The organism is Burkholderia sp. WSM2230 (genome assembly GCF_000472445.1).
GTDB lineage: Bacteria > Pseudomonadota > Gammaproteobacteria > Burkholderiales > Burkholderiaceae > Paraburkholderia.
Map to the genome: position 1 here is coordinate 69,053 of NZ_AXAJ01000020.1, position 21,210 is coordinate 90,262.

Annotated in this window: 19 protein-coding genes; 12 read left to right on the top strand and 7 right to left on the bottom strand. The window is 64.0% G+C overall.

Translation table 11 applies throughout. From position 1 onward, the window contains the following. Positions 1-159 precede the first annotated feature (159 nt). A complete protein-coding gene (locus A3AC_RS0126845) occupies positions 160-1,572 on the top strand; it encodes a DUF2252 domain-containing protein (RefSeq protein ID WP_025602513.1) in 1,413 nt (470 codons plus the stop codon). Positions 1,573-1,592: 20 nt separating this feature from the next. Here A3AC_RS0126845 and A3AC_RS0126850 read toward each other — a convergent pair whose 3' ends face one another. Then, positions 1,593-2,447 (bottom strand): polysaccharide deacetylase family protein, encoded by an 855-nt coding sequence (locus tag A3AC_RS0126850; protein ID WP_025602514.1) that lies wholly within the window; start codon positions 2,445-2,447, stop codon positions 1,593-1,595. Positions 2,448-2,730: 283 nt separating this feature from the next. On the opposite strand from A3AC_RS0126850, the gene A3AC_RS0126860 reads away from it, so the two are divergent. The 6 genes from A3AC_RS0126860 to A3AC_RS0126885 all read left to right on the top strand — a co-directional run bounded on the left by A3AC_RS0126860 (position 2,731) and on the right by A3AC_RS0126885 (position 7,742). After that, positions 2,731-3,495, top strand: a complete 765-nt coding sequence (locus A3AC_RS0126860) for an SDR family oxidoreductase (RefSeq protein WP_025602515.1) — start codon at positions 2,731-2,733, stop codon at positions 3,493-3,495. A 162-nt stretch (positions 3,496-3,657) separates the two neighbouring features. Beyond that, the gene (locus A3AC_RS30275) at positions 3,658-3,939 is read left to right on the top strand and encodes an oxidoreductase-like domain-containing protein (protein WP_232231991.1); all 282 of its coding nucleotides are present in this window, start codon (positions 3,658-3,660) and stop codon (positions 3,937-3,939) included. A gap of 54 nt (positions 3,940-3,993) precedes the next feature. After that, positions 3,994-4,872: an NAD-dependent protein deacetylase gene (locus A3AC_RS0126870; RefSeq protein WP_025602517.1), complete on the top strand. Its 879-nt coding sequence runs from the start codon at positions 3,994-3,996 to the stop codon at positions 4,870-4,872. 88 nt (positions 4,873-4,960) lie between these two features. Further along, positions 4,961-5,596: a DUF938 domain-containing protein gene (locus A3AC_RS0126875; protein ID WP_025602518.1), complete on the top strand. Its 636-nt coding sequence runs from the start codon at positions 4,961-4,963 to the stop codon at positions 5,594-5,596. 143 nt (positions 5,597-5,739) lie between these two features. Further along, entirely contained in the window at positions 5,740-7,149 is a 1,410-nt protein-coding gene (gene gndA / locus A3AC_RS0126880) for an NADP-dependent phosphogluconate dehydrogenase (RefSeq protein WP_025602519.1), read from the top strand. 266 nt (positions 7,150-7,415) lie between these two features. Then, on the top strand, positions 7,416-7,742 hold the full coding sequence (locus A3AC_RS0126885; RefSeq protein ID WP_025602520.1) for a DUF4148 domain-containing protein: 327 nt from the start codon (positions 7,416-7,418) through the stop codon (positions 7,740-7,742). Between the two features lie 303 nt (positions 7,743-8,045). Here the strand turns inward: A3AC_RS0126885 and A3AC_RS0126890 are convergent, their stop codons facing one another. Together A3AC_RS0126890 and A3AC_RS0126895 are read right to left on the bottom strand one after the other, a co-directional pair. Further along, on the bottom strand, positions 8,046-8,882 hold the full coding sequence (locus tag A3AC_RS0126890) for a DUF2968 domain-containing protein (protein WP_025602521.1): 837 nt from the start codon (positions 8,880-8,882) through the stop codon (positions 8,046-8,048). Positions 8,883-9,066: 184 nt separating this feature from the next. Further along, positions 9,067-9,384, bottom strand: a complete 318-nt coding sequence (locus A3AC_RS0126895; RefSeq protein ID WP_025602522.1) for a hypothetical protein — start codon at positions 9,382-9,384, stop codon at positions 9,067-9,069. Positions 9,385-9,641: 257 nt separating this feature from the next. Between A3AC_RS0126895 and A3AC_RS0126900 the strand changes: the two genes are divergently transcribed. From A3AC_RS0126900 to ltaE, 3 genes are all read left to right on the top strand, one after another. Then, the gene (locus tag A3AC_RS0126900; protein ID WP_025602523.1) at positions 9,642-9,953 is read left to right on the top strand and encodes a cupin domain-containing protein; all 312 of its coding nucleotides are present in this window, start codon (positions 9,642-9,644) and stop codon (positions 9,951-9,953) included. Positions 9,954-10,058: 105 nt separating this feature from the next. Beyond that, entirely contained in the window at positions 10,059-10,859 is an 801-nt protein-coding gene (locus A3AC_RS0126905; RefSeq protein ID WP_025602524.1) for a peptidoglycan DD-metalloendopeptidase family protein, read from the top strand. Positions 10,860-11,061: 202 nt separating this feature from the next. Then, positions 11,062-12,069 carry a low-specificity L-threonine aldolase gene (gene ltaE, locus A3AC_RS0126910; RefSeq protein WP_025602525.1) on the top strand — a complete coding sequence of 336 codons (1,008 nt, stop codon included), beginning with the start codon at positions 11,062-11,064 and terminating at the stop codon, positions 12,067-12,069. A 39-nt stretch (positions 12,070-12,108) separates the two neighbouring features. Here the strand turns inward: ltaE and A3AC_RS0126915 are convergent, their stop codons facing one another. Next, positions 12,109-13,476, bottom strand: coding sequence for an MFS transporter (locus A3AC_RS0126915; RefSeq protein WP_025602526.1), 1,368 nt, complete (start codon positions 13,474-13,476; stop codon positions 12,109-12,111). Positions 13,477-14,247: 771 nt separating this feature from the next. On the opposite strand from A3AC_RS0126915, the gene A3AC_RS0126925 reads away from it, so the two are divergent. Then, positions 14,248-16,701 (top strand): glycogen/starch/alpha-glucan phosphorylase, encoded by a 2,454-nt coding sequence (locus A3AC_RS0126925; RefSeq protein WP_025602527.1) that lies wholly within the window; start codon positions 14,248-14,250, stop codon positions 16,699-16,701. 116 nt (positions 16,702-16,817) lie between these two features. On the opposite strand, the gene A3AC_RS0126930 is transcribed toward A3AC_RS0126925, so the two are convergent. Together A3AC_RS0126930 and A3AC_RS0126935 are read right to left on the bottom strand one after the other, a co-directional pair. Continuing rightward, positions 16,818-17,915 (bottom strand): hypothetical protein, encoded by a 1,098-nt coding sequence (locus tag A3AC_RS0126930; RefSeq protein ID WP_025602528.1) that lies wholly within the window; start codon positions 17,913-17,915, stop codon positions 16,818-16,820. 278 nt (positions 17,916-18,193) lie between these two features. Further along, positions 18,194-18,589 carry a DUF6232 family protein gene (locus tag A3AC_RS0126935; RefSeq protein ID WP_025602529.1) on the bottom strand — a complete coding sequence of 132 codons (396 nt, stop codon included), beginning with the start codon at positions 18,587-18,589 and terminating at the stop codon, positions 18,194-18,196. 521 nt (positions 18,590-19,110) lie between these two features. Here A3AC_RS0126935 and A3AC_RS0126940 point away from each other — a divergent pair. After that, entirely contained in the window at positions 19,111-19,830 is a 720-nt protein-coding gene (locus A3AC_RS0126940; RefSeq protein WP_025602530.1) for a GntR family transcriptional regulator, read from the top strand. Between the two features lie 68 nt (positions 19,831-19,898). Here A3AC_RS0126940 and A3AC_RS0126945 read toward each other — a convergent pair whose 3' ends face one another. Next, the gene (locus A3AC_RS0126945; protein ID WP_025602531.1) at positions 19,899-20,858 is read right to left on the bottom strand and encodes a LysR family transcriptional regulator; all 960 of its coding nucleotides are present in this window, start codon (positions 20,856-20,858) and stop codon (positions 19,899-19,901) included. Positions 20,859-21,210: the final 352 nt, after the last annotated feature.

Below are 21,210 nucleotides of genomic sequence, written 5' to 3' on the forward strand. Positions count from 1 at the left end.
GCTAGCCCGCAACTGGAAATTTGCACACACGCGTAGGTGCATGCAGGTGGCATCGGTAAAAGCGCCCGCACTTTTTTACCGATTGCTCTGCTAGCATGCAATGCGACCCGCGTCAGGTCTCCCGAACGGATATCGAACCTCACAAGAACGGAGATGAGCATGAAAGCCAGCACCATTGCCGAGCGCGAAGCCCGTGGCCGTGCCGCGCGCGAAAAATCGAAGCGCTCGAGCCACCGCACGGTCGGGGAACTGCAGCGCGATCCGATCGAACTGCTCAAAGAGAGCAGCAAGGACCGTGTGCAGAACCTCGTGCCGCTGCGCTATGGGCGCATGGCTGCGTCGCCGTTCACGTTCTTTCGAGGGACGGCCATCCTGCAGGCGCACGACCTGAGCAAGGTTCACGACACGGGCCTGACCATGCCGATCTGCGGAGATGGGCATCTGCTGAATTTCGGCGGCTTCGCGACGCCAGAACGGCAACTCGTGTTCGACCTCAACGATTTCGACGAGGTGTCGGTCGGGCCCTTCGAATGGGATCTGAAACGCCTTGCCGCAAGTCTCGTGATCGCCGCGCGTCACATGCGCTTAAGCCGCGGCGCCGCGGAAGATCTGGTGATGACCGCGATCGGCGAATATCGCAACCGCATGGCGCAGTACGCACAGTGCGGCGCGCTCGAACTCTGGTACGAGCGCATCACGTTCGACCGCATGGCCGACACCGCGCTCACGCCCGAACGGCGCCGCGCGGTTCGTCGCGGCATGGAGAAGGCGGCGAGCCGCACGCATGAAAGTCTCTTCGAAAAAATGGCGGAGCATGACGGCAATCACTGGGTGATTCGCGATGCGCCGCCCGCGCTCTTTCACGTGCTCGGCGCGAACACGCTCTTCACGGAGGACGAAACCGAAGTGCTGAAGGGCGCGCACGGACGCAAGATGCTGGACAGCATATGGAGCGACTACACGAAGACGATCTCGCACGATCGCCGCGAGCTGCTGGCGCACTTCAGCGTGCAGGACATCGTGTTCAAAGTGGTGGGTGTGGGCAGCGTCGGCACACGCTGCATGGCCGTGCTGCTCGTCGATCACATGGGCAAGCCGCTCTTTCTGCAGATGAAGGAAGCAAGGCCGTCGGTCATCGCGCGATATTGCAAGGCTCAGACGGTCAAGCATCAGGGTGAGCGCGTCGTAGAGGGGCAGCGCATGCTGCAGGCCGCGAGCGACATTTTTCTCGGCTGGGCGACGAGTCCGCTGGGGCGGCACTATTACTTTCGGCAACTGCGCGACATGAAGCTGTCGGCCAACATCGAGCTATTCGATGCCGACCTGCTGACCGGCTATGCGCAACTGTGCGGCTGGGTGATGGCGCGGGCCCATGCAAAGGCAAGTGGCCAGGCGGTCGAAGTTAGCGCCTATATCGGACGCGGCGATCAATTCGCCGAAGCGCTCACCACTTACGCTGCGAGTTACGCGGATCAGGTGGAGCGCGACTACGACGCCTTCATCAAGGCATGCCGCAGCGGCGTGCTGGAAGCGCGCTCCGACGAGGATATGGCGGCGGACTTCCGCATGTGACCTTTCCGGGGCAAACGGTCTCAACCGTCGACGCGCGCCTCGCGCAGCGTGACGAAGCGCAGATTGTGCCGGCGAGCCGCTTCGACGACACGCGGCAGCACGGCAAGAATCAGCGGTTTGCCGTCGACGGTGAGCGCGGCGTTGCCGTCGTGCAGAAGCAGAATGTCCCGCGCCGCGAGACCGTCGAGCAGACGGCGCGCGACGACGTCGGGATTGCGCTCGCGCGTGTCGTAGCCGCGCCGCGTCCATGCGGCAAGCCGTAGGTCGAGTTTGCGCAGCACCGGTTCGAGGAAGATATTGCGCAGGCCGGCCGGCGCGCGAAAGAACATCGGCCGCTCGCCGCTGAGTTCTTCGAGCGTGCGTTGCGCGGCATCGATCTCGCGCCGCAGCGCGCCCGGCAACGTGACAGAAAACGTGTGCACGTGGACCTGCGAATGATTTTCGAGCGCATGGCCGCGCATAACGATCTCGCGTGCGAGGTGTGGATAACGCCGCGCCTTTTCTCCAATGCAGAAGAAGGTTGCGCGCACGTCCAGGGCGTGGAGCAGATCGAGCACTTGCGGCGTGACCACGGGATCGGGACCATCGTCGATGGTCAGTGCAATGGCGTCTGCGTTGCGCGTGCCGGCGGGCAGGCGCGTCCAGTTCGGACCAAGCAGCGAGGTGCGCGGCAGCAGGCCCGCCACGGTGAAAACAGCATGATTGGCGAAGATAGCCGCGAGCCACCACGGCCATGCGCGCGGCAAAAGCAGCCACGCGCCCAGCACGAGGACGTGCCATGCGGCGGTGGCGGTGAGCATCGCCGGATAGCCGGTTTGCGGCCAGCGTCGCAGCGGTGCCGGGCGAGCTTGGTGGGGAGTGAAGAGTGGGTTCATAAAACGTGCATTCAACCTGCATTCGATACTTTGCGCGCATCAGGCGGGCGCCGCGAAGGCGCTGTGCGCAAGGCGCCGACGCAAGGCGCCGTCGCAACGCGCCGACGCAACGTCGAACGATACCATTGATGCATAAGCCGCCGCGACCGCGGACAGGAACGGCAATGAAAGCGCACGGCCTTCGGCATGAAAGCCCGTGCCGCGCGCATTTGTGATGAGCCCGGCGCTGCGGTATGGTGCAAGGCATGGGCCCCTATCGTGGCCGGCAAACAGGAGACATGCGGTGACGGTGACGGGAATCAGAAAGGTGGCATTGGTTACGGGTGCGGGCAGCGGCATCGGTCGGGCTTGCGCGCTGCGGCTCGCGGAGCATGGCTATAGCGTGGTGCTGGCGGGCCGCCGCCTTGAAGCGCTCGAAGCTGCGGCCGAAGAGGCGCGCGCACTCGGCGGCGCGGCGCTGGCCGTGCCGTGCGACGTGACGGACGCGGCGAGCGTCGGCGGATTGTTCGACACGATCCGCGAGCGCTATGGCCGGCTCGACGTGCTCTTCAACAATGCTGGACGCAACGGCTCGCCGGTGGACATCGACGAACTGGATATCGACGAATGGCGCTCGGTGGTCGACACCAATCTCACGGGCGTGTTTCTTTGTACGCGCGCCGCGTTCGGTCTCATGAAAACCCAGAATCCGCGCGGCGGGCGCATCATCAATAACGGGTCGATTTCGGCACATGCGCCGCGCCCGAACAGCGCAGCTTACACGGCGACCAAGCACGCAATCACCGGGCTCACGAAAGCCGTGTCGCTCGACGGCCGCAAGTACGACATTGTGTGCGGGCAGATCGACATCGGCAACGCGGCAACGGAGATGGCCGAGCGCATGGCGCGCGGCGTGCCGCAGGCGAACGGCGAGATTGCGGTCGAACCGTTGATGGACGTCCGCCATGTCGCCGACGCCGTGCTGTATATGGCGCAGTTGCCGTTGTCGGCGAATGTTCAGTTCATGACCATCATGGCGAGCAAGATGCCGTTCGTGGGACGCGGTTGACGGCGGCCTGCGCGAAGCGCGGCGCGGGCGATCCACTTATACTGGGCGCTGTGCGTTCTGTTGTTTGCGCTTCGCGCCTTGCTGTCTGTTTCGCGTGTTCAAGTGACATCATCCGCCGTGCCCCAAGCCCCATCCGCCGACGACCCAAAGCCGCAGCCGCCCGTGCAGCCCGATCTCGACGATTGTTGCCATAGCGGCTGCAGTCCGTGCGTATTCGATCTTTATGACGAGGCGCTCGAGCGCTATGAGATCGCGCTGGCCGAATGGCAAGCGCGGCAAGCGCGGCGAGCGCGTAAGACGGGGCAAGCGGAGCAAGCGGAGCAAGCGGGGCACACGGGAGGGACGCAGCAGGTGCGAGGCGAGCGGAGCACACAGACCGCTCCCAAACACACCGCTCCACAAAAACCCCCGCCGGCTCAACCGCACGCCCGCAAGCGTCGCTGACACCTCATCGCGCGTTCGTAGCCCACGCCGCAGCCCAGCCATCACTCATCCGCCATGACCGACCTTCAACCCGCATCTGTCGAACCCGCTGAGCCCTCAAATGAATCGCACACGCTCGACGATCTGCACGACTTCGTGCAGCGCTATCCACGGCTTTTCGTACTGACCGGCGCGGGCATCAGCACGGACTCCGGCATTCCCGGCTATCGCGACGACAACGGCGAGTGGAAGCGCTCGCCGCCCATCACGTTGCAGGAATTTCTCGGCACCGATGCAATGCGCCGGCGTTACTGGGCGCGCAGCATGGTCGGCTGGCCGGTCGTCGCGCAGGCTCAGCCCAACGCGGCGCATACGGCGCTGGCGCGTCTTCAAGCCGCCGGTCATGCTCCGACGCTGGTCACGCAAAATGTCGACGGCCTGCATCAGCGCGCGGGCAGCCGCGATGTGATCGAATTGCACGGCGGGATTGACGGCGTCATCTGTCTGGATTGCGGAACGCAGCATTCGCGTGCGTCGATCCAGCAGACGCTCGAAGCGGAAAATCCGGCGCTTCTCAACGTCACCGCCGAAACCGCCGCCGATGGCGACGCGCATCTCGAATGGCACGCGCTCGAAACGTTTCGCGTGCCGGCGTGCGCGAATTGCGGCGGCCTGCTGAAACCGGCGGTGGTGTTCTTCGGCGAAAGTGTGCCGCGCGAGCGCGTGGAAGCGGCTTCGCATGCGCTCGATGCCGCGGACGCCGTGCTGGTGGTCGGTTCTTCGCTGATGGTCTACTCGGGTTACCGTTTCTGCGTGTGGGCGCAAAACCAGCGCAAACCGGTCGCCGCAATCAACCTGGGACGCACGCGCGCCGATCCGCTTCTGTCGCTGAAAATTGCGGCGCCATGCGCCGATATGCTGACCGCTCTTGCTGGCCGTCTCGCGCTAGATTGAGAGCGGCGAGCCCTCCCGATGCAAGTCGATCCGACGCGATTCAATGCAAGTCAACGCGTCTGACGCAATCCAACGCCAACACATCACCATGACCGAACCTGTTCCGTCGATGCGGCAACATTCGCCCTCCGCCGAACGCAACCGCGAGCCGATACTCGCCGTGTTGCGCACCGTGCTGCCCGCGACCGGTCGCGTACTGGAAATCGCAAGCGGCACCGGGCAGCACGCGGTCTGCTTTGCCGGCGCGCTGCCCGGCCTCGACTGGCAACCAAGCGACGCCGACATGGAGGCGCGCGAGTCGATTGCCGCATGGCTCGCGCACGACGGCCCGCCGAACGTGCGCGCCCCGCTCGCGCTCGACGTGCATCAGCCGGACTGGCAGGTCGGCGTGGTCGACGCGGTAGTGTGCATCAACATGATCCACATTGCGCCGTGGAGCGCAGCCGAGGCGCTGTTTGCCGGCGCGAGCCGCCATTTGCGCGACGGCGGTGTACTGTTTCTGTACGGGCCGTATAAGCGTGGCGGCGCTCACACGGCGCCGAGCAACGCGGCATTCGATCAGCAATTGCGAAGCCGCAATCCATCGTGGGGCGTGCGCGACATGGAAGAAGTCGTGGCGCTCGCGGCATCGGCGGGATTCGTGTGCGACGAGCCGGTCGCGATGCCGGCTAACAATTTCAGTCTCGTATTCAGGAAGCACGCGCCAGCCGGCGACGCACCGTGACAGCGCGCCAAGAAGCGAAAGCGGCGTCGCTTGCCCGATAACAAGCGGCAAACCGGCATTTCTTTTATGCTTTCACCCTCGACGTCCGGCCGAGGTTCCTTCCGGCGCGGCGTCTCGACACTTTTGGACACTGGAGAATTCACATGGGCAAACAGGCAATCGGCGTGGTGGGGCTAGCGGTCATGGGCCGCAATCTGGCGCTCAACATCGAGAGCCGCGGCCACGCGGTGTCGGTCTACAACCGTAGCCGCGAAAAGACCGACGAACTCATCGCCGAATATCCGGACAGGAAGCTGGTGCCGGCGTTCACGCTGGAAGAGTTCGTCGAATCGCTCGAAAAACCGCGCCGCATTCTGCTCATGGTGAAGGCAGGCGAGCCGACCGACGCCACCATCGCATCGCTCAAGCCGCTGCTGGAGAAGGGCGACATTCTCATCGACGGCGGCAACACGCATTTCACCAACACCATCCGCCGCAATCAGGAACTGGCGAAGGCCGGGCTGCATTTCATCGGCACTGGCGTGTCGGGCGGCGAGGAAGGCGCGCTCAAAGGGCCTTCCATCATGCCGGGCGGGCAACGGGACGCCTACGACCTGGTCGCGCCGATTCTTACCGAAATCGCCGCGAAGGCGCCGGACGGCGAGCCGTGCGTCGCCTACATGGGCCCGGACGGCGCGGGCCACTTCGTGAAGATGGTGCACAACGGTATTGAATACGGCGACATGCAGTTGATCGCGGAAAGCTATGCGGTGCTGAAACAGGTGGTGGGCCTGTCGAATGAAGAGCTCGGCAAGGTCTACACGGAGTGGAATCAGGGCGAGCTCGACAGTTATCTGATCGAGATCACGTCGAAAATCTTCGGCAAGAAGGACGAGGAAACCGGCAAGGATCTCGTCGACGTGATTCTCGATCGCGCGGCGCAGAAGGGCACCGGCAAGTGGACAAGCCAGAATGCGCTCGACCTCGGCGCGCCGCTGCCGCTCATTACCGAAGCCGTGTTCGCGCGCGTGCTGTCGTCGCTGAAAGATCAGCGCGTGGCCGCAAGCAAGGTGCTGGAAGGCCCCACGGCGAAGCCGCCTGGCGCCGAGCGCGACGCGTTCATCGAGTCGGTGCGCCGCGCGTTGTACTTCAGCAAGGTCATTTCATACGCGCAAGGTTTCGCGCAACTGCGCGCGGCGTCGGAAGAATACAAGTGGGACCTGGATTTCGGCACGATTGCGAAAATTTTCCGCGCCGGCTGTATCATCCGTGCCCGCTTCCTGCAGAAGATCACCGACGCGTACACGAAAGACAAGACGATCGCCAATCTGCTGCTGGACCCGTATTTCCGCGACATCGCCAGCAACTACCAGGCAGCGTTGCGCGAAGTGGTGGTCGCGGCGATCAATGCGGGTGTGCCGGTGCCGGCTTTCGCGTCGGCCGTGGCTTATTTCGACGCTTACCGCTCCGAGCGCCTGCCCGCTAACCTTGTGCAAGCGCAGCGCGACTTCTTCGGCGCGCATACGTTCGAGCGTACCGACAAACCCGGCAGTTTCCACGCGAACTGGGCTTGAGCGCTTGAAACGCGCCGGCCTGCGCGCGGGCATGAAGGCGCGCGCGGGCATGCGGCGATTCAAACGCGGCGGCCCTATTGTTGCCAGCATCTATCGGCGCGATAGGGCCACGCCCGGTTTGAGACCCGGACTATTGCAATTCGCGGAATAGAGTTTCCTCATTTTAGGGGTTTCCCCTAGATGTTCTCGCTCCTAAACTTGTATTCAAGCGCTAGGGACAGCCAAGCCCCAAAGCGAACCACAACAAGTTCTGGAGGTTATACATCATGAAGACTCTTTTTTCTGCTGCCCTTGTCGCCGCTGCTCTGATCGCTCCGGTCGCTTCGTTTGCTCAATCGAACCAGCCGGTCACGCGCGCTCAAGTCCGCGCCGAACTGGTCCAGCTCGAAAAGGCAGGTTACAACCCGGCGAGCGACCGTACCGACTACCCGAGCAACCTGCAAGCCGCTCAAGCGCGCGTCAATGGTGAAAACGGCACCGCCCAGGCGTCGGCTCAAGTTGCGGACAGCGGCTACGGCGCACCGACCGCCGGCAGCTCGCAAGCTGGCCGTGCGATCACGACCGACCGTAGCTCGGTGTATTTCGGCAACTAATCTGCAACTGGTTAGCCCGAGCAGTTAAAGCGCCGCCCGGCAGACAGGCAAGCGCTGAAGTAAAGAACGCCGCCAAGGTTTTTCGCCTGGCGGCGTTTTCTCGTTTACCGGTTCGACGAAGTGTCATTCTTGCCGCGCCGCGCCGCGCCGCGCCGCGCCGCGCGGCCGCGGGCGAAGCCCGAAGCCCGAAGCCCGAAGCCCGAAGCCCGAAGCCCGAAGCCCGAAGCCCGAAGCCCGACCCCCGAAGCCCGAAGCACGGGCTACGCCGCAAAGCCAGCCCGTTTGGACCGCGCGATCCACCCGTCAACGACTCGGCAAGTGCGGAATGGCTTCGTTGCTCGTCATCTTGAGCTGCTGCATCTGTCGGTGCGCCTTGTTCAAATGCGCCTGCGCGGTCACGCGCTGCGCCTCGAGTTGCGACACCTCCTTGCGCACCTGATGCTGCCGGTTCGAGGCCGCCTGCTCCTGTGCGCTGCGCCGCTGCAGATCGCTGCGCAGCCTTTCCGCTTCGGCTTCAGAGCGCGCGATCATGCGGGCCAACTGCTCGTTCTGCGCCTCCAGCTGCGCACGGCGGGTTTCGCAGTCGGACAGGCGCGTGGCCTGGTCCTCGAAATGACGGAAGGCGGCTTCGGCGGCTTCGAGATCTGCGGCTTTCAGCGCGCGCCATAGCGCGCCTTCCTGATACAGCGCGACGTAATACACCAGCTCCTTAGCGTGAAACAGCAGGCTGACCGAGTATGCGAAGCTGCGGAACACCCGGAACGGCGTGAGCGCTTCTTCTTCCGCGAGCCATTCGACTTCGGCGGTATTGGCGATCTGCACGCCGCGCGCGCTGACCTGCGACGGCACCGCCTGCACGGGCCGCAGAGTCAGCACCGGGCGCGGGGCGTGACGCGCTACCGCGGCGCTTGCGGCGTCGGAAGCGGCATCCGGCCCGAGATTTGCGCCAATGTCGGCTCCAAGGTCCGGCCCAGCATTCGACGCAGAGCTCGACGCAACCCCGGACGCCAGGCCGCGCGACACTTCGGCGTCCGCATCAGCGTCCGTGGACGAATCGGATGCGGCGGCATGGTTCTGCGCCATCCGCACGACATGCGATGGACCGGTCAGCACGCTACGGCGGTTCAGGAGACTTTTCACGGCGGTTCCTCCAGTTGACTCGCCCGAAAGGACCAGACGACGCCGGCAATCAGGCATTCCGGCTAACTGGTGGCTTGGGCGGTGAGCGAAAAGCGAAGGCTCAGTGGCGTGTACCTGTGGATAAACGCTTCCATCGGCCACGCCCGGCTGCGCAGCGAGGCGGATGTCATCCGCGAGCGCAGCCTCAATGCAGCGTGCGCTGCCGGGCGATGTCGTCGAATAGCGCGCGGCTCGGTTCCAGCGCGAGCAGCCAGGATTCGTCGTAGCCGCTCAGGTTGTCGAGCGCCTCGCGCAACCGCTCGATTGCGAGCGCGGGAATCTCGACGCGTGCTTCCACGCCGCTCGCGAGTCCGACGATGCTCGCCAGTTGCACGAGCGCGTCGGCGGCTTCGGCGACGTCGGCTGCGAAAATCAGATGGTTGTTCAGCAATTCGACCAGTCCCGGGGACGCGGCGACCTCGTCGACATTGAGTTGCACGGCCAGAAAGGTGGCTTTGTTCATCGTCAACTCCTTGCGGGATCCGGTAGTTTGGGTCCGCGCCGCCCGGGCGCAGCAAGGTTGAGTATAGGTGAGGGCCACAAGGATTCAATGGTCACACCAATTCGCCCGCGCGCCCCCGAGGCGCCTGGCGGGCGGGCCGCGCGACTTATAATGGCCGTTCGAAACTGTGGCGCGCGCAGCCTTCGGCGGCCGCCGGGTCAGGCTCAAACAGCGGCCAGCGCTGCACGGCGCGGTCTTTACCGGGTGCCTTGGGGACCATGAAGATCATACGCAGCAGGAGCTTCACCGCGACGCGCGCCTGGGGCGCGCTCGACATCGCCAATATGGGCGGCATCACCACGCGTCTGCATTGGACCGATCAACCGTACAAGTGGCACGTCAACGACGGCGAAGAAGTCTTTGCCGTGCTGGATGGCCGCGTCGAGATGCGTTATCGCGAAGACGGCGTCGAGCACGCGGCGATTCTGGAAACCGGCGACGTGTTCTATGCGTCGGTGGGCACCGAGCATGTCGCACATCCGCTCGGCGCGGCGCGCATTCTGGTGGTCGAGGCCGAGGGCAGCGTCTGAGCGCGGCGCCTGCTGTCGCGGCCGCCAGGGCACGGCAAATGCTAAGGCATCGATTGAGGTCGATCGAATCGCAAGACTGAATCAAAAAGTGTCGAGGGAAATCACATGACGAGACCATGGCAATGGGCGGGGACTCCATCGGTTGCAACGCGTCTGCTGGCGGCCGCCGCGCTCTGCGTGATACTCAACGGCTGCACCAGCATGCCTTGGGACAACACGCCGTTCTACGGCAACACGCAGTCGCGGCCGACAACGCTCAGCACAGTGCCGGTGCCGGCCGGTTTCTATCGCGTCAATCCTGGCGATTCGCTGGCCGGCATTGCATCGGCATATGGCCATCGGCCGCAGGACCTCGCCACATGGAACGGCCTGCCGGTGAATGCGGCCGTCGCGCCCGGCCAGGTGCTGCGCGTCGCTCCGCCAATGGCCTCGGGCAGCATCGTGACGCCGCCCACGAGCGTCGTGCCCAACCCAGGCGCCGCGACCGGCGGCCAGACGGCGCCGGCCGCGCCGGCAGCGGCGGCCGTCCCGCAACAAGGCGTGCTGCAATGGCCGTTGCGCGGGCCGATCCTGAAGACGTTTGCGGCGGGCCGGTCGAACGGCATCGTGATCGGCGGACGTCCCGGCGATCCGGTCAAGGCCGCCGCCACCGGTCGCGTGGTGTACGCGGGCTCGGGCATCGAGGCGTATGGGCCGCTCATCATCATCAAACACGACGACTCGCTCATCACCGCATACGGGCAGAACAGCACGCTGCTTGTGAAGGAAGGCGATGCCGTCGCGCAAGGGCAGACCATCGGCGAGGTCGGCGTGGATGGCCGCGGCGTCGGCTCGATCCAGTTCGAGGTGCGGCAGAATGGCCAGCCGGTTGATCCGCTGGGGTGGCTGCCGCGGCCGGGCGGTTGAACCCGGCTGTCCCAAAGCGCGCTCACGCCGGTCGGTAAGCCCCGCTGGTTCGCAGCCCACTCACGCGCCCGGCGGGCGCCGCGCAAATTGAATACACTGTGTGGCTCACGAGCCGGCGCTTGTTCCGTTGCCCCCGCCCTGGCGAGCGGCGCGCCGGCCCGCCGGCATGGCTTCTCACTCGAAAGACGCACTGGGACACACAATGATCGATCTGCGCAGCGATACCGTAACCCGTCCGACTCCGGCGATGCTCGCGGCCATGTCGGCCGCCGAAACAGGCGACGACGTCTGGGGCGACGACCCCACCGTGCTGCGCCTGCAAGCGACGCTTGCCGAACGCACCGGCAAGGAAGCCGGCCTGTTCTTCCCGAGCGGCACACAGAGCAACCTCGCGGCCTTGATGGCGCATTGTGCGCGCGGCGACGAATACATCGTCGGCCAGTTGGCGCACACCTACAAGTACGAAGGCGGGGGCGCGGCGGTGCTCGGCAGCATCCAGCCGCAGCCGCTCGAAAACGCGCCAGACGGTTCCATTCCGCTAGAGAAAATCGCGGCCGCCATCAAGCCAATCGACAACCACTTCGCGCGCACGCGGCTGCTGGCGCTGGAGAACACTATCGGCGGAAAGGTGCTGCCGGAGAGCTATGTCGGCGAGGCCGTTCAGCTTGCGCGCGAACGCGGCTTGTCGGTTCACCTCGACGGCGCGCGCGTCTTTAATGCGGCGGTGGCGTCGGGCAAGCCCGTCGCGGCGCTGTGCGAGCCGTTCGATTCCGTCTCCATCTGCTTTTCGAAAGGGCTTGGCGCGCCGGTCGGCTCGGTGCTGGTCGGCAGCCGCGCGTTGATCGAGCTCGCGCACCGCTGGCGCAAGGTGCTCGGCGGCGGCATGCGTCAGGCGGGCGTGCTGGCCGCAGCCTGCCTCTACGCACTGGACCACAATGTCGAGCGTCTCGCCGACGACCACGCGAACGCCGCGCATCTGGCAGCGGGGCTCGAAGCCATCAATCAGGTCAAGGTGCAGTCCGTCGCGACCAACATGGTGTTCGCGCAATTCCCGCAGCAGCACTGCGCGCCGCTCGAGGCGTGGCTCAAGGAGCGTGGCATTCTCACGCAGATGCTGTACGCCTCGCGCTTCGTCACGCACAAGGATGTATCGCGCGCAGACATCGACACGTTCATCGCGGCGGTGAAGGGGTATTTCGCCGCGCACTGAAGGTGAGCCGCGCGCGCGGCGAAACAGCGCGCGCTTTTTCTATTTCTCCGACGCCTTCGCATGCACGCCCGCGCGATGCGACGGCGCGAGAAGCCGCAGACCGCTCGCAAGACTCGCTGCGCCGGCAAAGAAAGCGCCGGCGCCAAGCGCGAGCGTCGGTCCATGCCGGCCCGCAATCCCGAAGCTCAGCGCGACCAGCGCCGCGCCCGTGGTCTGCCCGAGCAGCCGGGCAGTCGCGACAATGCCGCTCGCGCCGCCGCTGCGCTCGGGCGGCGCGCTGGCCATCAGCGCTTTCAGATTCGGTGACTGAAAAAAGCCGAAACCCGCGCCGCAGATCGCCATGCGGATGCCGATATCCAGCACATGCGGATGCACCGGCAATAGCGCAAGCGAAGCCATGCCCGCCGACATCACCGCGAGCCCGACCGCGCCGAGCAGACCCGGCGGATAGCGGTCCGACAGACCACCCGCGAGCGGCGCGGCCAACGCGACCACCACCGGCCATGGCGTCATCAGAAAGCCGGTCTCGACCTGGCTGCGATGCAGCACATCCTCGAAATAAAACGGCAGCGATACAAACGCAAGCCCTTGCGCGGCGAACGAACAGACGGCGGTCAACGCAGAAAGCGCGAACACCGGCCGCTTGAACAGATCGACGGGAAGCATCGGCGCGGGGTGGCCGGCCTCGCGGCGAATCAGCAGCACGCCGAAGATCACGGCGACCGACGCGGCGCCCAGCACCAGTTGAGTCGACGCGCGCTGCGCCGCTTCGCCGAGCGCAAAGATTAGCGCGGCAAACGTCACCACGTTGAGCAGCGCCGCGACCGGATCGAAGTTGTGCGTGCCGCGCTCGGTGTGCGGCAGCGCCGGCCACGCAAACGTCAGCGCGAGCACGCCGAGCGGCACGTTGACCGCAAACAGCCACGGCCACGACGCAACCGAGAGGATTAGCGAGGCGACCGTCGGTCCCACCGCGAACGACACGCCGACGATCAGCGCATTCGTGCCGAGGCCGCGCCCGAGCCGGTGCGGCGGATAGAGGAAGCGGATCAGCGCGGTGTTCACGCTCATGATGGCGCTCGCGCCGAGGCCCTGCAGCACGCGCGCGCCGGCGAGCATGGGCAGAGTGGGCGCTATGGCGCACGCGAGTGAAGCCAGCGTAAACAGCGCGATCCCGCCGATATAGATGCGCCGATGCCCGACGATGTCGCCGAGCGCCGCGAGCGGCAGCAGTGTGGCGACCATCGCGAGCTGATATGCGTTGATGATCCACACCGACGCCGCGGGCGCTGCGTGCAGATCAGCCGCGATGGCCGGCAGCGCGGTGTTGGCGATCGCGGTGTCGAGCGTGGCGAGCGCCACCGCGAGCATGATCGCCACCATCGCGCGGCGGTTGGCGGCGGACATCGGGACGTCCGCGGGGAAGGGCGGCGCTGCGGTGCTGAGTCGTTCGGACAAGGCGTGGCTCGTCGGTAAATGCATGGCGACGCGCCGCATGATCATCGGCGATGCGGCGCGCGAGCGGCAAGCGGGTGTGAACAGTAGGAGCGCGGGCCGCTCAGGCATGCGCCCACGGTCGCCGCGCGGCGAATGAAGCGATTGTTACAGAGACGCAGAAAACGTGCAGCGCAGCGCACCGGTTGTAAGCAGTATGAAAATCATATGCATACGCAACTAACTGTCAGCCCCGCCGCGCGTGCCCGAATGGGTGGGCGTGGTCGCTCACGTAGAGCGCAGTGCAGCGCGTCGGCACGGCCGCTCGCTAGAAGCGCCCATCGCCTGGCAGATGAGGTCCCCGATGCAATCACATTGAGTGGTCATCCGCGCGTCATCGGTCGAAAAAATAATCGTGGTGTCACGCGATTCGCGTCGCATGATGTCACGCACGCGTTGGCCGTCTTCACACTTTGGCATGCCTCGCGATCAGAGTTTGATGCACGCGCGCAGTGCCGGCGTACGCGTGCCTTGCACCGCGCGCGTGCGCTTTGGCCGGCTCAGTCACCAGTGTGCGTTGACACAGCCGGGCATGGCACGTGCGTGAGGAGCACCCGCGCTCGCCGACATCCGGGAGTCGTAAAATGTCCTACTCTGTCTTTTAACCCGCCTGACCGGCACGCGCCTCCCGTCCGTCATCTGTGCGGTTCGCGCATGCTGCGGCGTTTTTTCCCGGAGGCTTCGATGACAGCCGTCGATCTGGAATTCGACCAGCTCAACAGTACCGTCGACGCGCTACGGCGCTCAATTTCAAACCGCATGATGTACGGCGTCGGCAAAGATGCCGTCACTGCGCATCCACATGACTGGCTGCACGCCGCGGCGCTTGCCGTGCGCGACCGGCTCGTCGCGCGCTGGATGAAAACCACGCGCCTGCAATACGAACAGGACGTCAAGCGCGTCTACTACCTGTCGATGGAATTCCTGATCGGCCGGACCTTTACGAACGCATTGCTCGCGCTCGGCATTCACGATCAGATGAAGGAAGCGCTCGCGAGTCTCGGCGTCGACATGGACGCACTGATCGACATCGAGCCCGACGCCGCGCTCGGCAATGGCGGCCTCGGCCGGCTGGCCGCGTGTTTTCTCGACTCGATGGCTACGCTCGGCATTCCCGGGTTTGGCTATGGTATCCGCTACGAATACGGCATGTTCCGGCAGGAGATCGTCGACGGCGAGCAGGTCGAGGCGCCGGATTACTGGCTGCGCGCGGGCAATCCGTGGGAGTTTCCGCGGCCCGAGATCAAGTACACGGTGCATTTCGGCGGACGCACCGTGCAGCGCGGCGATCAGGTCGAATGGATCGACACCGAGCATGTGAACGCCACCGCGTACGACACGGTCATTCCGGGCTACGCGACCGACGCGACCAACACGCTGCGCCTGTGGTCCGCGCGTGCCACCGACGAGCTCGACCTCGGCGCGTTCAACCGCGGCGACTATCGTAACGCCGTGGATACGAAGAACATGTCGGAGAACGTGTCGCGGCTGCTGTATCCCGACGACTCCACGCCGGCCGGCCGCGAACTGCGTCTGCGTCAGGAGTACTTCTTTGTTTCAGCGACCATGCAGGATCTTATTCGCCGCTATCAGCGCACGCACAGCACGTTTGGGCGTTTCTCCGAAAAGGTCGCGGTGCATTTGAACGACACGCACCCGGTGCTGGCCATTCCGGAACTGATGCGTTTGCTCGTCGACGTGCATCATCTGCCGTGGGACAAGGCATGGAAACACGTCACGCAAATTTTCTCGTACACGAACCACACGCTGATGCCCGAAGCGTTAGAAACGTGGGACGTGGAGATGCTGTCGCGGCTCTTGCCGCGGCATCTGGAGATTATCTTCGAGATCAATGCGGGCTTTCTCAAGCATGTGAGCGAGCAGTCGGGCCACGACGGCGAGATGATCCGCCGCATTTCGCTCGTCGACGAATATGGGCAGCGGCGCGTGCGCATGGCGTATCTGGCGATTGTCGCGAGCCACAAAGTGAACGGCGTCTCCAAGCTGCATTCGCAACTCATGACTCGCGACATCTTCGCCGACTTCGCGCGCATCTATCCGGACCGCTTCACCAACGTGACCAACGGCATTACGCCGCGGCGCTGGCTTTCGCAGGCGAGCCCGTCGCTGTCTTCGCTGATCGATCAGCGGATCGGCACGCACTGGCGCAGCAATCTGTTTGAACTCGAGCAGTTGCGCGAACTGCGCAGCGACAGCAGTTTCGTCGAGGCATTCCGCCAGGCGAAGCGCAACAACAAGCTGCGGCTCGTGCAGCGGCTCGCGCATCACACCAAGCTGCATTTCAATCCCGACGCGCTGTTCGACCTGCAGGTGAAGCGCATCCACGAATACAAGCGGCAGTTGCTGAACGTGCTGCATGTGATCGTGCGCTACAACCAGATTCGCGCGAACCCTGAGCGCGATTGGGTGCCGCGCGTCGTGATGTTCGCAGGCAAGGCTGCCTCCGCTTACCGGATGGCTAAGACGATCATCAAGCTGATCGGCGATGTGAGCCAGAAAGTCAATCACGATCCGCTGATCGGCGACCGCCTGAAAGTGGTGTTCGTGCCCAACTACGGCGTGAGCGTGGCCGAGCTGATCATTCCCGCTGCCGATCTGTCCGAGCAGATTTCGATGGCCGGCACCGAAGCATCCGGCACCGGCAACATGAAGCTTGCGCTCAACGGCGCGTTGACCATCGGCACGATGGACGGCGCGAACATTGAAATCTGCGATGCCGTGGGGCGCGAAAATATCTTCATCTTCGGACACACAGCAGATGAAGTCGACAACCTGCGCGCGACCGGCTACAGGCCGCGGCAAGTGTACGAGGAGAACGCCGAGCTGCGCATGGCGCTCGACCAGATTCGCGGCGGCTACTTCTCGCCAGACGATCCGCTGCGCTTCTCGGATATTTTCCACACGCTGGTGGACTGGGGCGATCACTACATGGTACTCGCCGATTTCGCTGCGTTTGCGAAGGCGCAGAATGAAGTGGACGCGCGTTTCGTCGACAAGCGCGCGTGGGCCGAAAGCGCGATTGAAAATGTGGCGGGCATGGGGCAGTTTTCGTCGGATCGAACCATTGCCGAATATGCCCGCGAGATCTGGCGTGTGAATCCGCTCAGCATGAGCTGAGCGTTTTGCGTTGTGCTGCCGTGCACGCGACGTAGTGTGGTTGTCGCGTGCCGTCCGCCGGAGACGAGCCGTGCGTCTTGCCATTGACGCACGGCCTCTTCATTTGATGCGTGCGCTTACGGCATGAGTTTCTCGGCGGCGCGGCTTGCATGAAGGCCCAACTGCGCGCGCGGGAAGTCGAACAGCACGTCGATATTCTGCATGCCCATCAGACCGATCACGATGCGGTTCGCGCCCGGCTTGGCCTTGACGATGGTGACCTGCGCGTCGTCGTAGCGGTGCACCCAGTTGCCCGAGCCGATGGCTGCGTTGTAGTTGCCCTGCACGAGGACTTTGCCGACGCTGTCGTCGCCAGTCCAGTTGGGCGCCGTGTCGGTTTCTATGCGGATCATGCCGGTGGTCGCGGTCGCAAACACCAGGGGCGCGCAGAACGTCATCTTGTCGCCCACATTGATACAGCCGCGCGGCCATTGCACCGTGCCGTCTTGCGCGACGGTCATCGGCACCATCGTGTAATCCTTGGTGATGGCGCTCGACGGGCTCAGCAGCAGATACGGCTTGTCGAAGCTCGCGTGCACCACATAGCGTTCGCCGATATGGCCGGCGAGTGCGCGCAGCGGCTGTGTGCAGCAGGTGTCGTCGGGTTGCGCGGCGCCGACGCCGAAGAGACCCGAGAACGCCCAGCCGAATTCGCCGGTGTAGCCGTCTATCGCGACGCAACGTTTCGACGTGGGTTGGCAGGTTACGGTGTCCACGGCCTGAGCGTCGATCGGCACGGGCTTCGATCCGGCAACGCTCATCGCCAATTTGACGGACGCGCCCGAAACCTGCGCGCCGTTCGCGAGCAGTAGCGTGCTCGACAGTGCCGCGCTCGCGTAGCTCGAACCTGGCAGCACCGACTTCAAAACGCGCACGCCTTGCGTGCCGGTATCGAGCGCGACGTAGACCGGCTTGCCGTCGAGCTCGACCGGCAGGCCGAGACGCGCGTGGTCTTCATCGGCACGTTCGACGTGTAGCGGAATCACCACGCCGTCCTTGCCGCCGTTGATGAGCGAAACGCTCGGGGCCGGCGGCGTGGGCGTCGGGAAAGTGACCGAGCAGCCGCTCAGCGCAGTGAGCGCGCCGCCCGCGACGAGTGCGACGGCGGTGACACGACGCCAATGAAAATGCAAATGCCGGCGGACGGCATAACCAGTGACAGTAAGCAGGGACATGAGGCACGCTCGCAAAAAGGCCGTCCCTTGCGAAGGCGATGCATGCGGCTGCTATGCGAAGAAATGCGACGCATCGCGAGGCCTGCGAAAGGGAACGCGCGATAACAGGAGCGGCGACTCTAACTGCGCGCCGGGGCGCACTTGCAAAGATGTGTGAAGGGCTGACTTGCGGCGACGGTGGCGCGGGGGATTTGCGTTGAGGGCGGCACGGGTGCCGGTATGTGCCCGGCACAGTTAGATGAAGATGAGCCCGCTCGCGCGGGCTCATCCTCGCTTACCTAGACTTTCTGCGCCGGCGACGCGGCAGCGGCCTTGGCTTCGTTCACGGCCGCGCCGACGCGCTCGACGAATTCGCGGTCGACGCTCGACAGCGCCTCGCGTTCGCCGTTGGCGGTTTGCACCATCAGACGGTGCGTGATGTCCTGCGTGGCCCACGTGAGCCAGCCGACGACTACGAGCATGACGCCGCACACGAGACCCACAGGGGCGCTGAGCACGCCGCCGACAATGGCGCCGACGAGACCCGCCAGCGAGATCGTGATTGGCAATACCTTGTTCTTCTGCACCGTGACGACCTGAACGCCGACGATATCGCGCAGCGGAAAGACCTGACCGGCGGATGAAAGCGCATTGCGGGTGACCGACACGCCGCGATCGTTGAAAGGGGTTTCCATCGAATCGAATGCAAGCTGTTGCAAAGGGCGCAGCGTAGCAGACTTCCAATTCCTGAAGTTACGGACTTTTTCATCCGCTCTCACGCCCGTGCTCCGTGGGGCAGCCGCTCGATCGAAATCTTCCTTGTAAAGTGAGTTCGCGGAAATGTCGCGATGCTGCCAGCAGCCGTCGTCATGCCGAAAGAAAAAGATCGCGTGCGAGGGCGTGGAACGTCACGTCGTTGGCAAGCCGCGGAGAACCGCCGCATATGAGCGGGCACGAGATCCTGGCGGTCGCGGACTGCTGCAACGCGGAATTACGAAGCCCGCTCCCGGGGAATTCTGAGGTCTGTCGTTCGAGTTACACTTATCGGACGTCCATCACGCACCCCCGCAGAGCCAGCGGCCGCTGCCGCGCTGTTACCCAACGGATCTTTCGGTGCGACGCGGAACGTGCGGCACAGTAGCCTCCTCCGACAGAGGAGGGGCCCGCAGGCGGCAAGGCCCGCGGCAAAGCGCGGATATTCGACAAGAGGTAATGAGTGCCGTCAGAACTGGAAACCGGACCGGCGACTTTGCCGTTGACGCGGTCGTTGCAGCCTATCGGCGCCAGCGGGAGCCTGCGCGATCAGGCGTACGCAGCGCTCCGCCAGGCCATTGCGGACACCGACATCTATCAGACGCGCGAAGACGTCCGCCTCGACGAGCGCTTGCTGAGCGAAACGCTAGGCGTCAGTCGCACGCCCATCCGCGAAGCGATGACGCTGCTGGAACAGGAAGGCTTCCTGCGCACGGTGCCTCGCCGCGGCATCTATGTCGTGCGAAAGACCAAGCGCGAAATCGTCGAAATGATCCAGATGTGGGCCGCGCTGGAAAGCATGGCCGCGCGCCTGGCGACGCTGCATGCAACCGACGAGGAAATTGCGCGATTGCGTCATTTGTTCGACAAGTTCCGCAACGCCACGCCGGCGGACCACATTGCCGAATACTCAGACGCGAATATCGCGTTTCATCAGGCGATCGTCGAACTGTCCAAATCGCGGACCATCCTTGACACCATCAAAAATATCTTTATCCACGTGCGTGCAATTCGTCGAATGACGATTTCGCAGCGCGATCGGGCGGGACACTCGATCGTTGACCACTTGCGCATCGTTGAGGCGCTGGAGCGACGCGATGCTGACTTGGCCGAGCGCCTCGTGCGAGAACATTCGCTTGACCTTGCAGCGTTCGTGGAGGCCAACTGCGATTTTTTGGACTAACACTTTCCGAGGAACGGGCAGCCAACCGATGCTCTCGTCGCTGCCGTCGTTGCAGCGTGCGCCATGTCCTAATCGAGGGGCTGTTTGTCATGTGCGGTCAATTCGTTGACGAGCGTAATGCTTTCAATGAGGTCCGCGCCTTTTTCCATCAGGAAGCGCTTGAACGCAAGCGCAACGGGTGGCAGACGTTTATTTTTCCGGTGCACGACATACCAGTTGAACATCACCGGAAAGCCTTGGACGTCAAGCACTACCAGGTTGCCTACCTGTAGCTCGAGACTGATCGTATGCGCTGACAGGAACGCGATGCCCATGCCGGCAATCACCGCCTGCTTGATCGTCTCCGTGCTTGTGACTTCCATTGCTATCCTCAGATTGGCGATGCGTCCGCCAAAACCTTCTTCCATCGAATTCCATGTATCGGAGCCGCGCTCGCGAGCGATGAAAGCCTCGCCGGCCAACTGACTCATCGTGACGTTGCGCTTGCGCGCGAGTGGATGCGAGGGCGCCGCGACGATCACATAGGGGTGCGGCGCAAACGGTTCGTTGATTGTGTCCATCTCCTGCGGCGGGCGGACCATCACCGCGAGGTCAGTCTGATTGATCGCGAGTTGATGCAGCAGTTGATCGCGATTGTGTACCGCAAGATTGAGGACCACATCCGTGTAGCGGCGCGTGAATTCGGCGAGCACCCGCGGAAAGAAGTAGTCCCCTGCGCTGATTACGGCGACATTGAGCTTGCCACCGGAGACGCCTTTCAGCTGACCCATCGCCTGGTCTACCTCGTGGAACTGCTGAATGATTGCGCGGCTGAAGCTAAGCATCTCGTGGCCGGCGGGTGTCAGATAGATCTTCTTGCCCAGTTGCTCGAAGAGCCGCAACCCCGCGTGCTCCTCAAGCAGCCGCACCTGAGTGGAGACAGCTGGCTGAGTCAGATGAAGTTCTTCCGCTGCACGTGAAAAGCTCAAGCGGCGGGCCACCGTCTCAAAGACCTTCAACTGCCGAAGTGTCGCGTTTCTGATGGTCATGCCCGACGTCTTAGCGAATGTGGATCAATATGGTAATGGACTTATCGAGGACTTTGCGATCCGTCTTGCGCGGATTCGGCTACCGGATGACCCTTCGTTGCTTTTGTCGGCGAACGCCCGCTTGCGCGACGGACCGCATCGCGTGCAGTCACTGAATGGCATGCCGCCGATGAATTGCAGTCGCAGTGCTGGGAGCCACGTAATGCTGACCGTGCTTTCAAAACGCGTTGCGCCGGCCGGGGCCGTAAGTAGGAACTGCTCCGCATTTGCCTTGCAGTCCGGATAGCCGAACTTGGGCTGTGTCGTCGGCATGCTGCCGGTCGACTCTTTGACTGCTTCGCTTTGTGCGAAC